12 protein-coding genes are annotated in these 13,862 nt (G+C 63.0%); 6 read left to right on the top strand and 6 right to left on the bottom strand.

The window, feature by feature from the left end:
• A partial coding sequence (locus HGSM_RS09650; RefSeq protein WP_040594929.1) for an ERAP1-like C-terminal domain-containing protein occupies positions 1-627 on the top strand: 627 nt, incomplete at its 5' end.
• 118 nt (positions 628-745) lie between these two features.
• Complete coding sequence (locus HGSM_RS13800) at positions 746-1,783, top strand: toxin-antitoxin system YwqK family antitoxin (RefSeq protein ID WP_019148554.1); 1,038 nt, start codon at positions 746-748, stop codon at positions 1,781-1,783.
• Here the strand turns inward: HGSM_RS13800 and HGSM_RS09640 are convergent.
• Positions 1,780-3,894: a 4-alpha-glucanotransferase gene (locus HGSM_RS09640; protein WP_154646309.1), complete on the bottom strand. Its 2,115-nt coding sequence runs from the start codon at positions 3,892-3,894 to the stop codon at positions 1,780-1,782. The two genes, HGSM_RS13800 and HGSM_RS09640, sit on opposite strands and share 4 nt — an antisense overlap.
• Before the next feature lie 93 nt (positions 3,895-3,987).
• Here HGSM_RS09640 and HGSM_RS09635 point away from each other — a divergent pair, with 93 nt between their 5' ends.
• A complete protein-coding gene (locus HGSM_RS09635; RefSeq protein WP_019148552.1) occupies positions 3,988-4,917 on the top strand; it encodes a mechanosensitive ion channel family protein in 930 nt (309 codons plus the stop codon).
• A gap of 57 nt (positions 4,918-4,974) precedes the next feature.
• Here the strand turns inward: HGSM_RS09635 and HGSM_RS09630 are convergent, their stop codons facing one another.
• Together HGSM_RS09630 and HGSM_RS09625 are read right to left on the bottom strand one after the other, a co-directional pair.
• Positions 4,975-5,457, bottom strand: coding sequence for a PTS sugar transporter subunit IIA (locus HGSM_RS09630; RefSeq protein ID WP_019148551.1), 483 nt, complete (start codon positions 5,455-5,457; stop codon positions 4,975-4,977).
• A gap of 2 nt (positions 5,458-5,459) precedes the next feature.
• Positions 5,460-5,690, bottom strand: coding sequence for a glucose PTS transporter subunit EIIB (locus tag HGSM_RS09625; RefSeq protein WP_040594928.1), 231 nt, complete (start codon positions 5,688-5,690; stop codon positions 5,460-5,462).
• A gap of 260 nt (positions 5,691-5,950) precedes the next feature.
• Here HGSM_RS09625 and ptsP point away from each other — a divergent pair, with 260 nt between their 5' ends.
• The 3 genes from ptsP to HGSM_RS09610 are packed head-to-tail and all read left to right on the top strand — an operon-like array spanning position 5,951 to position 9,098.
• A complete protein-coding gene (ptsP, locus tag HGSM_RS09620) occupies positions 5,951-7,654 on the top strand; it encodes a phosphoenolpyruvate--protein phosphotransferase (protein ID WP_019148549.1) in 1,704 nt (567 codons plus the stop codon).
• A 56-nt stretch (positions 7,655-7,710) separates the two neighbouring features.
• Positions 7,711-8,121, top strand: a complete 411-nt coding sequence (locus HGSM_RS09615; protein WP_019148548.1) for a globin — start codon at positions 7,711-7,713, stop codon at positions 8,119-8,121.
• Positions 8,122-8,180: 59 nt separating this feature from the next.
• Complete coding sequence (locus tag HGSM_RS09610) at positions 8,181-9,098, top strand: acyl-CoA thioesterase (protein ID WP_019148547.1); 918 nt, start codon at positions 8,181-8,183, stop codon at positions 9,096-9,098.
• A 24-nt stretch (positions 9,099-9,122) separates the two neighbouring features.
• Here the strand turns inward: HGSM_RS09610 and HGSM_RS09605 are convergent, their stop codons facing one another.
• The 3 genes from HGSM_RS09605 to HGSM_RS09595 form a co-directional block, all read right to left on the bottom strand.
• Positions 9,123-9,611 carry an acyl-CoA thioesterase gene (locus HGSM_RS09605; protein WP_040594927.1) on the bottom strand — a complete coding sequence of 163 codons (489 nt, stop codon included), beginning with the start codon at positions 9,609-9,611 and terminating at the stop codon, positions 9,123-9,125.
• Between the two features lie 195 nt (positions 9,612-9,806).
• Positions 9,807-11,603 (bottom strand): GTPase family protein, encoded by a 1,797-nt coding sequence (locus tag HGSM_RS09600; protein ID WP_154646308.1) that lies wholly within the window; start codon positions 11,601-11,603, stop codon positions 9,807-9,809.
• Positions 11,600-13,789 carry a dynamin family protein gene (locus HGSM_RS09595; protein ID WP_019148544.1) on the bottom strand — a complete coding sequence of 730 codons (2,190 nt, stop codon included), beginning with the start codon at positions 13,787-13,789 and terminating at the stop codon, positions 11,600-11,602. Before HGSM_RS09595 ends, HGSM_RS09600 begins: the two co-directional genes overlap by 4 nt.
• Positions 13,790-13,862: the final 73 nt, after the last annotated feature.

The raw sequence follows: 13,862 nt of genomic DNA, 5'->3' as shown, positions 1-13,862 counted from the left end.
GAGCCAGCAAGTGACGCACAGTTCCAGTTTGTGAAGTTCTTTGCCACGACCCCATCTACGGACGAGCACGCTGAGGTTCTGGCCGGCTTGCTCGACGGCTCGGTAGCCCTAGAGGGCCTCGTCATCGACACCGACCTGCGCTGGGAACTCCTGCAGGGCCTCGTGCTCCTCGGCAAGGCCGGAGAGACCGAGATCGCTGCTGCGCTCGAGGCTGACAATACCGCCTCCGGTCAGCAGGCCGCCGCGAACGCACGCGCAACCGTGCCAACGGCCGAGGCCAAGCGCGCGGCATTTGACTCGCTCGTGGCCCGCGACGATGCACCAAACGCGATCGTGCGCGCAGTGGGAGTCGGCGTAAACCACGTCAACGACGCCTCACTGCTCTCCCCACTGGTTGAGCCATACTTTGAGTCCCTCAACCGCCTGTGGAAGGAACGCTCCTACCACATGGCCTCGCAGATCATCACCGGTCTGTACCCATCACCACTGGCCAACGAGGAACTGCGTGCGGCAAGCCAGCAGTGGCTCGACACCAACCCGGATGCAGCCCCAGCGCTTCGCCGCGTCATCGTTGAGTGCCTCGCAGGTGTGGAGCGCGCAATCAAGGTTGCCGCTGCGGATATCTGAGAATGAGGTTTTCGCTGTTGGTTCTCCGGTGAGTTTCACCGCCTGATCTGCCACGCAACGCCTGGAAGGGCCGGCGCCGATTCACTTCGGAGCCGGCCCTTCGCGTTACCCTTAAATCATGCTCGCACCCAAGTACAGCTTTGACCCGGAAACCCTCCGTGAAGTCGCGGAAGACCAGGATCTTGCTCGCGCATATGCAGATGATCTCCTTGCAAGCTACCGGGCGCGGGCGCTGTCCCCCGAGTTGCAGCGGAAGATGGGGCCGGAACTCATCCAGTGGCTACGCATTTCAGGGCAGTACTCGCGCGCCGAGGAGGTCGCTCGCACCGGACTCACCAAGGCCGGCGGTGCAGAGATACTTGAGCAGTTGGCAGACCCCAACGCACCGGTCGTGGTCCGCGCGGACATGACTCTTGTCGCCACACGACTCGCCACTGCGCTCCTGTGGAACGCGGAGTCAGATGCCACCAAGATCTCCCAGGCTGCCGACCTGCTGGACGCCTGTGAGTTCTCGCTGAACTCCGCGATCTACGCAGACAAGGCCGCCGACGAGGACAACATCACGCGGCTCGGGTTCGTCCTGCAGCACCGCGCAAAGCTGAGGCTTGAAATGGACGACCGTATTCTCGCCCTCAGAGACGCCAACCTTGCGCTGACTCTGCGCACCAACCAGCACGCGCCAGACGATCTGATCGCGTCGAGCCAGTTCTCGGTTGACGCCATTTTGAACCTCATCGAACGTGACATCGAGGAGCAAGTCAACGCTGCAGGGGCCTCGATCGCTACCGAGACGTTTGCGGCTGGCGATCGCTCAGGGTTTGGGGCAGTCTCCGGAACCAACAGGATCGGCCCGTGGCTGTTCTGGCACAAGGGCGGACGGCTCAAATCCGCTGGCCACTACGTCAACGACCAACTCACGGGCCCGTGGGTCTGGTTCCGGGAGCAGGGCGGGCTCCTGCAGGAGGGGTCGTTCGTGGACAACCTCCAAGAAGGCCTCTGGATCCGGTACCGTGCCAACGGCCATTACCTCGACCGCGGCGAGTTCTCGGCCGGGCAAAAGACGGGGGCGTGGCAGTACTTCAACGAGGACGGATCGCTCCGTTCCTCCCAGACCCACAAGCTGAAGCTGAAGGCTCGGCTGAGCAAGCTTTTCTAGTTCGCGAACCGCGCTTCTCGCAGTGCCGCAACATGCGCGAGCACGTTGCGCAGCCGCGCGTTCTCTACCACGTTTTCGACGCGCACCTCACCGCCTGCGGAGTCCCGCAGCTTGATGCGGTAGTGCGGATAGCCGGGTGCACCCGCGATGCTCGCTGGCCGTGTCTCCCCCACTCCGTCCGCAAGCTGGATCGTGAGCCAGGGGGTAAGTTCCCCACTGAGGGAGGCATACAGCGAGTCGGCAAGTTCCCTGTCGCTTGAGGTCGGGTCCGCGAGCCCCTCACTGACCAGCCTTGATACAAGGCTCGCACGCCTGGTTCGAACATCTGGAAGCGACTCCCTCCGCTTGCCCATCACGTTCTTAACAAACTGGTGGGAGAGCTCCACGTCTTCTCCCGAGAGCATTCCAGGGATCGGAACGTCCCCAAGCGTGCGCAGGGTTGAGCCCGTAACGGTCGTGTGCCACAGTTCTCGTGGCCCGGTGTCGAACGGGTCAACCGCATCGATGATCGGCATGCCATACGCGTCGATTTCCTCGCGCATCCAAGGCTCGAGCCCCAGTGCGTCGAACGCAATCTCAATCCCATAGAGGTGTCCGGCGGTAGCGAGTGCTGCCAGCAGCGGCGTGTGGTCCATTGTCACGTCGACCGCACGCTTGCGTCCGATCGGGCCACACAACCATTTCTGGGTGAACAGGAGGTCTCCCTGGGTAAGAACCACGCGGGCGCAGGTTCCACGCACCGAGTCCACAAGGGCCTTGAGGTGCGCGACCTGCCGCCGCTGCTCGAGCAGCGGCATGAAAGCCACGTGGGTGGTTCCCACATCTGCGGCAAGTTCGATCCAGTTCTCGACCTTGGCCTTGTTCACCACCGCGTTGCCGAGGCTCGCGGCGTCGTATCCGCCGTGACGGCACCCCAACGGAATGCGTCGAACCAGTCCGATCGGGCGCCCACTGCTGCTCGAGCCGCCGCGAGTGTCGCCTGCTGCGCCATCACGCATCCGTGCGTGCGCAGCCGAGAGCTGTTCATGTGCAATCCACTGCAACCACGACGCGAACTCGATCTCGCCCGAGGAATCCTGCTCACTACCGGTGAGGCCGAGCCACCAACTCGAGAACTTCACCAAGTCCGCGCCGCGGCTAGCCTTGAACGCCCTGAACTGCGTTTCGCGCGCGTAGCTGCGCTCCGCCCCGAAGATGACGCGCAGCGCAGATTCTTTGGCACGCCAGACGGCCCTGCGCTCAATCACACTTCCCTGGGCGTTCCTGCCTTCTAGCGGTTCCTTTGCCCATTCGATGAGGGACCGATCCGCCGAAGTAACGTACCCGATCTCCGGGATGTCCTCCACCCGGATATTAACCGGGTCAAGGTACCGGACTGTTGCCGGAAAGTTGGGGTCAAAATTCACCGCGGCGTGCCCAGGCATCGGGTCAAGTGACGACAGCGGTCCTGCTGGGGAAAGTGCCGAGATCTCGAGGTAGTCCACGCCGCACGCCCGGGCCAGCACGTATCCGATGTCACCGATATCGGTGTACTCGCCTATCCCCCACGACTGAGCAGAGGTGACCGAGTGCGGGTGGTAGGCCACACCGAGTCCCGGTCGAACCGTTGGCGTGCTGGATGGAGTAACGATTACGGTCGAGCGAGATTGGTCGCCGTTGCTACGCGCGCGCAGCACGTAAAACCCGGGTTCGAGTCCACCGGGGACATCAAGTTCGTAGCGTGTGAGGGTTCGGGTGTCCACAAATCGTGCATCGCGGCGCGCAGGATCGATGGTGAGGCTTGTGAGCCACCGTCCAGTAAGGTCCTCGAGCCAGACCTCGGGCTGCTCATTCTCGGCAACGATGACCCACGTCTCGAGCCCATCGGAACCGACCACGAGGACCTGCGGTAGCATGCGACGCCACTGCGCGTCAGCGAGCGCGCGCGTCTCAACTCGCACGGCTTCGGGCGTGTTTGCATGGACGCCGATCGCTTCGAGCGCTGCGATGAGGACGTCTTCGGGTACGTCTCGTGGTGTGCCGTGTTCGTTTGTGGTGGAGCGGATGCCGTAGGCGCTTGCCAGCGCCGCCACGCTGTATGACCGGCCGCTCCTCTGAGCTTGGTCCTTCACCCTTTTGATATTGCCAGACCTTTACTCGTATTTGGGCTCAGAGACACACACCCATCAGGGAGTTCACCCACATGGCCACGTAGGATATGAGACATGCATGTTGTCTCGCGCACCGCTTTCACCGACGTTCTTACCGACGATCCAGTTAAGTACCTTGGTAAGTCCCTGTCCGAGTGGGGTGACTGGCTGCTGGGCACGCCGCTTCGCGTCATCCTCATCGCTCTGTTCTCGGCAATCCTGCTGGCTATCGCCCGCAAACTCATCAAGTCGGTTGCGGAGCGGATTGCCTCAGGCGAGGCGGAGAACAGTTGGCTCAGTCAGAGCGAGGCAGGCAAAGCGATTCTCGCGGCGAACCCGCTGTCAACCGCCCGCCGCGCGCAGCGTGCCCGCACCATCGGTTCGGTCCTGCGCTCGACGATCTCGATCATCGTGGGTGCGATCGCGCTGCTCATGATTCTGACGGAGATCGGCGTCAACATTGCGCCGCTCCTCGCCTCAGTCTCGGTCTTGGGTGTGGCCGTCGGTTTCGGTGCGCAATCGCTCGTCAAGGACTTCCTGTCCGGTATCTTCCTCATCCTGGAGGACCAGTATGGGGTGGGTGACAAGGTAGCCATTGGCGATGTGAACGGGACCGTGGAGTCCGTGGCCTTGCGCGTAACCAAGGTTCGCGACGCGGACGGAACACTCTGGTACCTGCGCAACGGCGAGGTCCTCAAGGTTGGGAACAAGACTCACGGCTGGGCGGTCGCTGCCATCGAGGTACGAGTTCCGTACGACAGCGACGTCGAGCAGGTTCGCGAGGCGCTCGGTCGGGCAGCGGCACGAGTCAAGGCCGACGATCAGTTCGGCGACTCCATGCGCGGGGCACCTTCCGTCATTGGAATCGAGGCCATGTCCGCTGCACACATCTCGCTCAAGGTTCAAGCGAAGACCGAACCTGCGCTGCAGTGGGAGGTTGCGCGTGCTCTTCGGGCTGAGATCCGTAAGGAACTGAGCGCAATCTCGGTGGAACTCGCGGAGTAGTCAGTGGCCTGTTCGTGGTTGCCAGCGGGTCTGTTGGCTCCGCGGCTCTGCCTGAGGTTAAGCCTCGCGTAGTCGCCATACCGCGAGCGGAGTACCCACGGTAACGGGTTGGCCAAGCTCCGCCACGATGTCAAAGTCCGAGTCTTCTGCCTGAACTGCAACTACTGGGCAATGCAGCGCATAACCTGCCTGCTCCGCCACCGAGGGCTCCCAAGAAATCATGAGGTCGCCGCGCTCCACCGTATCGCCCTGCGACACGTGGAGTTCAAATCCATCACCGCGCAGTTCGACGGTGTCGATCCCGAGGTGAACGAGAACGTTGCGAGAGTCCCCCACGTCAATCGAGAACGCGTGCGGGAACACCGCCGCAACGACCCCGGACACCGGAGCGAAAACCTCGACGCGGCCGCTAGTCGAAGTGGGAATGAGCGCTATACCGGGCCCCACGATGTTGGAGGCGAATACCTCGTCCGGCACATACGACATCGCGGCCGCCATTGCAGTGAATGGGGCCGCGATGATCACAGGTTCGAGCGTCACAGTCAGAGCTTGTCCTGAAGTTCTGCTGCAAGCGAGTCTGCCTCAGGTCCAACGATGACCTGGATGATGCGTCCGGAACGCACGACGCCAAAGGCTCCTGCGGCCTTGAGGTCGGTCTCGTTGACGGACTCAGTGTCCTTGACCTCTACCCGCAGTCGCGTGATGCATGGCTCAAGCTCAACAACGTTTGAGCCGCCGCCCAGTGCGTCAAGGATCTCTTGTGCTTTGCTCATTGACATCTCCCTTTCTGTGCGCATGAAGGCTCTGCGGCCCAATGCACATCCGAATCAACCCCTGCGCCCACCCGAGCGTTTGAACAAGGCTCGTGGAGTGCGGCATTGACAGTTTCTTTCCTCCTTTAGGCTACCGCACCAAGGGTGGTGAGTGGGCTCAAGGGGCGAATTGTTCGAGGCGTCGCAGGAATAGTTCACTCAAATGTGTAATCCTTAGGCCACAGCGAGTAATCCGATGTATTTCCGGAGGCAAGGAAGCAATGGAAGACACCACGAACGTGCGCGCTACCGTAACCGGAATTGGTGTGTGTTCGGGGATCAAGGCCGGACGCGTCTATCACGTGACAGCTCCCATCGAGGAGCCTGCGCCCGGGCTTCGCCTGTCCCCACGCGAAGACTATGACAAGGCCGCCGCCCGCATTGCGCAGGCAAGCGATAAGGTGCAGGCCAACCTAGAGCAGGCAGCGCAGCGCGCAACCCTCGAATCCACTCGAGAGATGCTCGAAGCCACCGCAACCATGGCCGCAGACCCCACCCTGGTTGCAGACGCACAACGCCGCGTCCGGGAAGACCACCTCGTCCCCGAACGTGCAGTCTGGGAAGCCGCACACGAGGTGACAGAACAGTTCACCGCGCTCGGCGGGTACTTTGCGGAGCGCACCACTGACATCCGCGATATCCGCGACCGAATCATTGCGAGCCTCACGGGCCTGCTTGCGCCCGGACTCCCCGCAAGCGACGAACCCTACGTCCTCGTCGCCCCAGACCTCGCCCCCTCACTCGCCGCAACCCTCGACGAGAATCTCGTTCTCGCGATCGTTACGGACGGCGCCGGACCCACCTCCCACACAGCAATCATCGCGAACGCGAAGGGAATCCCCGCGGTTGTCGCCGCTCGCGGCGCAACCGAGTTACTTGCCCCGGGATCAATTGCACTGGTCAACGGGTCGTCGGGAATCGTCGTAAATAATCCAACGCCCGAGGAACTCGAGGCGGCACTCAAGCAGTCCGATGTGGTGCGCACGTTCTCGGGCGAAGGCGCGACCAAGGACGGACACCGCGTCCAGATCCTCGCGAACGTCGGAGACCCTGCGAGCGCCGCGGAGGCAGCTGCTGCAGGAGCCGAGGGTGTTGGCCTTTTCCGCACGGAGTTCTGCTTCCTCGACCGCGAAACCGCGCCCAGCGTGGAGGAACAGGTTGCGGAGTACTCGGCCGTGTTTGAGCACTTCCCAGACAAGAAGGTGGTGATCCGCACGCTCGACTCGGGTGCGGATAAGCCCCTGCCGTTCCTCACCTTTGATGATGAGGAGAACCCGGCACTTGGCGTGCGGGGCTACCGCACGGCTGAGCGCTCGCCCGAGCTGCTCGATCAGCAGCTGCAGGCGATCGCTACCGCAGCGCGCGCCAACGCATCAACAGACGTGTGGGTCATGGCACCAATGATTTCCACCGTGGACGAGACAAACGCGTTTGTTGCGTCCTGTGAGAAGCACAGCCTGAACACCTCGGGAGTCATGATCGAGGTGCCGAGCGCTGCGCTTCTGTCAGGGCACATCCTCGCCACAGCGAAGTTCGCATCTATCGGAACGAACGATCTCACGCAGTACGCCATGGCCGCCGACCGGCTCATGGGCGTGCTGGCTAACTTCTCCGACCCGTGGCAGCCCGCGGTGCTTCAACTCATCTCCGCCACCTGCCAGGGAGCGCTTCTGCACTCGCGGCCCGTGGGCGTCTGTGGAGAGGCCGCGGCCAACCCCGCGCTAGCACTGGTACTCGTCGGGCTGGGCGTCACGTCCCTGTCCATGAGCCCCCGCGCAATCCCCGAGGTAGCCACGGCGCTCGCCGCAGTTGACCTCGAAAAGTGCCGCGATCTCGCACGGATTGCCGTTGCCTGCCCCACCGCGGCAGATGCCCGACACGCGGTGCGCGACGCCCTCCCGGAGTTGACCGCACTTGGGTTGTGATTGACCTTACCGAGGTGACGTCCCGCTCCGGCATGTTCCCGTGACATAGTTGAGTTGTGACTGACTCTTCAACCCCTTCGAACGGCGAGCTCGAGAACCTCTACGAGGCAATGGGCGGCAAGGCCGGTTTGGAAAAGCTCGTGCACGTCTTCTACGAGGGCGTGGCCACTGATCCTCTCCTCAAGGAGATGTACCCCGAGGAAGACCTGGGTCCGGCGGAACGCCGGCTGTCCATGTTCCTCGAGCAGTACTGGGGCGGCCCCAAGACTTACTCGGAAGAGCGCGGCCACCCACGCCTGCGCATGCGCCACGCGCCATACAAGGTCAACCCCGAGGCGCGGGACGCTTGGCTCAAGCACATGCGCACCGGCGTCGACGCCATGGGCCTTGCACCCATGTACGAATCACTCCTGTGGGACTATCTTGAGCGTGCGGCGTACTCTATGGTCAACACGCTGGACGACTAGACCGCAGAAGCGCCTGCACTGTTACCCGTACCGCCATCGCACGAAGGAGCCCCGCCGCAATGACCGAATCACATGACTTCATCAAGTCGTATAGCCCGGACATTGAGCTGATCGAGCAGGACCCGCTCGCTCACCTTCTTCGGGTACTCGACCTCGAGTACCACGGTGACGTAACAGGCGAGGACATCTACTCGGGCGAGTCCATGCACCAGCCGAGCGGTCGCGTGTACGGGGGCCAAGTGCTCGCACAGGCGATCATGGGTATGGGGCGTACCGTTGACCCGGAGCGTAATCCCCACTCGCTCCACGCATACTTCCTGCGCGCCGGCGATATCCACCAGCCGATCGACTTTGCTGTCGAGCGTTTGCGAGATGGCCGTTCCTTCAGTGCACGGCGAGCGCACGCCTACCAGAGCGGTAAGGCGATCCTGTCCGGAATCATCTCGTTCCAGGAGGAGCAAGAGGGCCACGAACTTCAGGCACCGATGCCGGACGTAGAGGCCCCCGAGAACCTGCCTTCCACGGACGACACCTTGGGCTCGATCGATCACCCCGTCGCCGCGTTCTGGACCCGGCAAAGCGCGTTCGAGATCAGGCACGTCGACCCTGCGCTCTATCTCACGCCAGGGCCCCAACACACGACCCACCAGGCCGTGTGGATGCGTGCACGCGGCAAGGTAAACGCGGACCAACTCACCCACCGGGCACTACTTACCTACGCGTGCGACCAGATCATGCTCGAGCCCGTCCTCCGCGGCATCGGTGCGTCCTGGATCTCCCCCAAGCTGTCCGTGACAAGCCTCGACCACGCAATGTGGTGGCACCGTGACGTCTACGTCGATGAGTGGTTCCTGTTCGTCCAGGACTCCCCCTCTGCCCAGGGCGGACGCGGCTTGGGCACCGCGCGGGTGTACCAGGGTGACGGAACGCTCGTGGCTACCACTGCACAAGAAGGCATGATCCGCCTTCCCAAGTAGGCCGCGCCGCGTGCGCCGTAGCCACTAGCGCCGGCGCTTGAACCGAATCGGTTCCTCCACGAACTGCTGCCACGTTGCGCGTTCGTCATCGGTAATCTTCCGTGGCCGCCCCGTGCTGCCATCCACGATGACGAGGGTTGTTGAGGCGTTTGCGTACACAACGGGATCGAGCTGTTGGGGCTCTTGTGGTTGTTGGGCCGGCACGGCATCGCGCACCACGTAGTTGACCTCTACCGACGCGCCTCCGATCTTGGAGAGCCAGATCTCGACGATGACCGGTGCCTTGCGATAGTTCAGCGGCTGCAGGTACTCAATCTCCTGGTGCGCCACAAACATCGCAGAATCGGACCCTGGGCTGGCCTCGAGGACCCCGTTGCTGTACCCCGGCTCATCCGTAGTCCAGAAGGCGTCGATACGCGCAATCTCGAGGAGTCGCAGCATGTTGACGTTGTTGACGTGCCCGTAGGCGTCCATGTCGGACCAGCGCAAGGTCACAGGAATCTCAATTCGCATGGGTCATACGCTAGCAAGGCCGGATCGCGCCGCCACCGGGAACACGCTGACGCCACGCCACGCCGGGGCGCAAGCACTCCCCATGGGTCACGCCGGGTTGTCATCCCCATGGGGCGCCGGAAACTAGATTGATCTGCCTCGATTGCTCAGCTCGATCTGCCTTGAGCAACACCCTAGTTCAACATGCTGATCCGGCTAGCGGGCCGCAATCAAGGCTGCGCTCAGGCATCCCTCCAGCTGTGCTCGTGCTGCCTTCACAGGTGAAATGACGAAGCGGTCAGCGACCTCACCCACGTGCCCCGTGAGTGAGTCGTAGGTACGCCGGGCTGCTCGCCGCGCGTGTAGGAGGGACAATATCCGAGCAAGCAAGCCAAGCACAATACCTCCGACGAGTCCCACAAACGTCAGGACAGTGGGCACGGGGAAGCCCATCAGAGAGGGCGACGCGGGTACATCAAGTTGAAGGTATGCGGCTCCCGCGAGGAAGCCCAGCCACAGCAGACCTACCGCAAGGACCACGAGAAGGAACTTGTGGACGAAGCCCACAACATTCCACCAAGTTGGCCTTGTCAGCCGAATGCTCGGCGAGTTGGCGATCGCGGAGTCCAACTGATCGGCGAGGTTGACCTCCCCAATCTCTTGGCGCACCCCCATCTGCCAGTCAATCGGACCGGTGGACGTCTGGCTGGCAACGAAGTTGCGGACCGCTGTCTTTGCTTTGGCCTCCAATCCGCTGTCCTGCCTCGTCATAGAACTTCTAGCCGTTGCGGGGCGGATGAGGTCCGCCGAGTTTGTACCTGCTCCCAGCGGCGCACCCGCCGCATTCTTGGTGCGCCTCGGGCTGAGCCAGCCCTCGGCCAGGCCGAGAGTGCGCAACGGATCCTTGCGGAACTTGGCAATCCAGGCGGTGGGCGGCCAGCCTGTTGCAATGTGTGAGCGACGCAGAGACGACTGGTAGACAGCTTCCGTGATGGCGTCCACGCCGGCCGCGTGCGCGAGTGAATGCGTCAGCTCTTCCACGGCCGAGTCCGCCAGTCTGCCCGACGCTTTGCCGCCGCACTCGTCGGCGATGCGGGTCGCAGCAGCCTTGAGGTCTGCCACGAGCGATGCGCTTTGCGCGGCTCTGCGCGCCGCAGCGATGGATAGAAGTGAACTCAGCTCTGAGATGCCCTCACCTGTCTTGGTTGAGACTGCGAGGGTGGTGGCTCCAGTGATGCCGTCCTTGGCGAGGAGGCGCCGGATGTCGCTGAGACACTGCTCGCGTTCCGCCGGGGTGAGCCTGTCCACCTGGTTGAGCACGACAACCATGTTGGTGTGGTTGGAGAACTTCTTCAGGTACTCGTTGTGCATGACCGCGTCGGCATACTTCTGCGGGTCGGTGACCCACACCAGCAGGTCAGCTCGTTCCGTCAGGTGGTCGGCACGCACCCTGTGCTCTGCAACGATCGAGTCAAAGTCGGGAAGATCCACCACGATGAGACCCGATTCCATGGGCTTGCGCTGCTGCTTGGTGGGTATTTGGGCGCCATGAACGTGGGTCTCAGACTGTCCCTTGCGGAAGAGCAACCGCTTGGCCGACGCCTCTGCCGGTTCGTCGTGTTCTGACCGGTAGTGGCGCCCTGGAATCTCGAGCCAGTCAAGCAGCCGTGCAGCGGACTCGCGTCCCTCCGCGGTGGAGTCCCACACCACGGCGAGTGCCTGCGAGGTCGTGGGGCGCTTGACCGAGGCGGTTGCAACCTGGGCTCCAGCGATCGCATTGATCAAGGAACTCTTGCCGGCTCCCGTGGGTCCAGCCAGGGCAACAATCGTGTGGTCAAGGGACTGTTCGAGCCGGCCTCGCGCGATAGCTAGCCATTTCTCGCTAGCGGAGACGGTCTCCGGCGTGAGCCAAGAACGTCCTAGGTCGAGTGCCTCGTGCAAGGCCTCGAGCCGCAACTTGACGTCTTGGTTGCGGCGCCTAAACTCGCGGCTCTCATACGTGCGGACACTCATCGAGTCGAGTCCTTTCGGGAGGAACCAAAGCGCCACCAACTCCTCTTTGCAGGCTTGGCTTGCGCCGCGCCCAACGAGTCATCGCTACTGGCTGAGAGCTGCTCGCTCCACTCCGTGTTCGCAGGTGGCAGGTGGATGCCGCCCTCGTAGTTCACTGCCTGGGTGGCGCCGCCAAAGCCGACTTGTGTGTGTGCACCTGAGTGCACTGGGCCGTGAGCACTGGAACCCGAATCAGCATGCGCTCCTCCCCCAGCGCGCTTCGAACTCTCGCTGGCTGCGCCAAGTTCACGGGAAGAGGCCCGCAGGGACGCACCTAGGTCCTTCGATACAGACGCAGCGTCCAACCGGTCGAGAAAGCGTGCTCGCTCCTTTTCCATAACTCGGGCCACTCGCTCATCAAGGTCCTTGCGGGCCTCGTTGGCGAGCCCACGGACCGCGTCTTCTCCAAAGACGCCCTCAAGCACGCGCTGTGCGGCAAGCGCTGTGCCGCCGGCGATTCCGGCCTCGGCGCCTGTGATGCCGCTCGTTGATGCAAACACGACCACCATGAGAGTGAGCCCCAGTCCATTAGTGCCCAACGCAAGGGCGCGGGCCTTTGTGCGCTTCTCAGCCCCCTGGTCCGAGACCATGGATAGGATCGTGGACTGCCAGTCGCGGATCTCAGCGGCTAGGTCCTGGGACAGCCCAGATGAGGCTCGCATGAGCGACGCGTCGTCGAGCAGGTCAGCCCCAGCTTCGTTGGAACGCCACGCCATGAACGACTGCTCAGCTGCGAGGTCGCATTGCTCAAGGACGACAGCATGCAGCGACTCCCCTACAGCGCGCTGGGCGGCTGGCGCCGCCTGTTTGCCGCGCAGGTATCCGGTGACCTTGTCCCTGAACTTGGAGATGCCCCGCTCTATGGACCGCATGAACTCGCCCGTGCCGATGTAGTCCTGCCACCTCGCGAGAACCTCGCCGCGCAGCATCGAGCCGTCCTCGGTCGCGGCCGAAACCGCATTGCGGGCACGGGCGTACGCGTCCTCCACAGGACGACGCAGGGTCGCGTCCATTCGTTCTTGAGACTCCGCCTTGACGGCGAGGTCTTCGAGAGTGCGGGAAAGTGATGCGATTGCGCCATTTCGGGTGGCCGCGATGACGTGATCCCTCTGGCCGCCCTCCTGCATGAGGTCACGCAACCAAGCGCGCACGTGCTCAACCGAAGCAGCGGGGATCAAGCCGTCGACCAGTTCTTGCTCCTCAACAACGAACAGCGGCGCGCTGCTCAACCCATGCGAGTCAAGCATCGAACGCAGGTGTGACACGACCGCGAATGCATCGGGGTCGACTCGATCCACCACGATTGCGAGTTGAGTCTGGCGCGCTGCTGCGTCCGCCAGCGCACCCCATGGAACCGCGTCGGCGTATCGAGCGGCTGTCGTCACAAAGATCCACAGGTCTGCAGCGGCGAGGAGTTGGACCGCGAGTGCGCGGTTCTCGTCAACGATCGAATCAACATCCGGGGAGTCGATGAGCGCGAGCCCTTGCGGCAGGACGTCGCTGGACACGAGTCGCAGTTCGTACGGCTGGTGTCCGGTGCTCTGGCGGCTCGCCGCTCTGGGAGCCGCAGGTAGTGGCTCGTGCGGGTCGGCCCTGCCCGGCACCTCGAGCGCACCGCCTGGGGAACCCTGGTCAGTAAATAGGCCGCTCGTGACCGGGCCGACTGTGGCAGGCTCACCGTGGACCTTCTCACCAGGTGCCCGATCCTCGAGTTCGCGGCTAAGCCCTGGCAGGATGCGTGCGCTCACGAACCACTGGGCATCGTTAGGGTTGTGCACCAGAACGGGGCTGCGGGTTGTGGGGCGAAGTGCGCCCGGAAGCGTGACCCTCTGCCCCAGGACCGAGTTGATGAGCGTCGACTTCCCTGCACCCGTGGACCCTCCCACAACCGCAACGAGTGGCGCGGTGGCGTTCTCAACCCGGGGCAGGATGTAATCAGCAATCTGGTTCAACGCCCCCGAGCGTTCGGCCTCCGCTGCCTGCGCATCGAGCGTCCTCAGCGGGAACGAGGCCCGTGACAGGAGTTCCGCGGTGTCCTTGACCGCTCGCGTGAGCCGGTCGTCCGAGAGTGTGTGCGAGTGTGCGGACACACGCACTGGTTGCGCGCTCTCTGGGTTACTACCTGCGTCAGGTGCTGGGGAGGTCATATGTGCATTGTCTGTGTTCAACGTCCTTTTGGCGCGATGAATCGCCTGTAGAGCCCCAATATTACCCATGTGT

Origin of the sequence: Timonella senegalensis JC301, assembly GCF_000312125.1 — a bacterium.
Taxonomy (GTDB): domain Bacteria; phylum Actinomycetota; class Actinomycetes; order Actinomycetales; family Cellulomonadaceae; genus Timonella; species Timonella senegalensis.
Note: the sequence above shows the minus strand (reverse complement) of the source record. Positions and strands in the feature narration are given on the sequence as shown.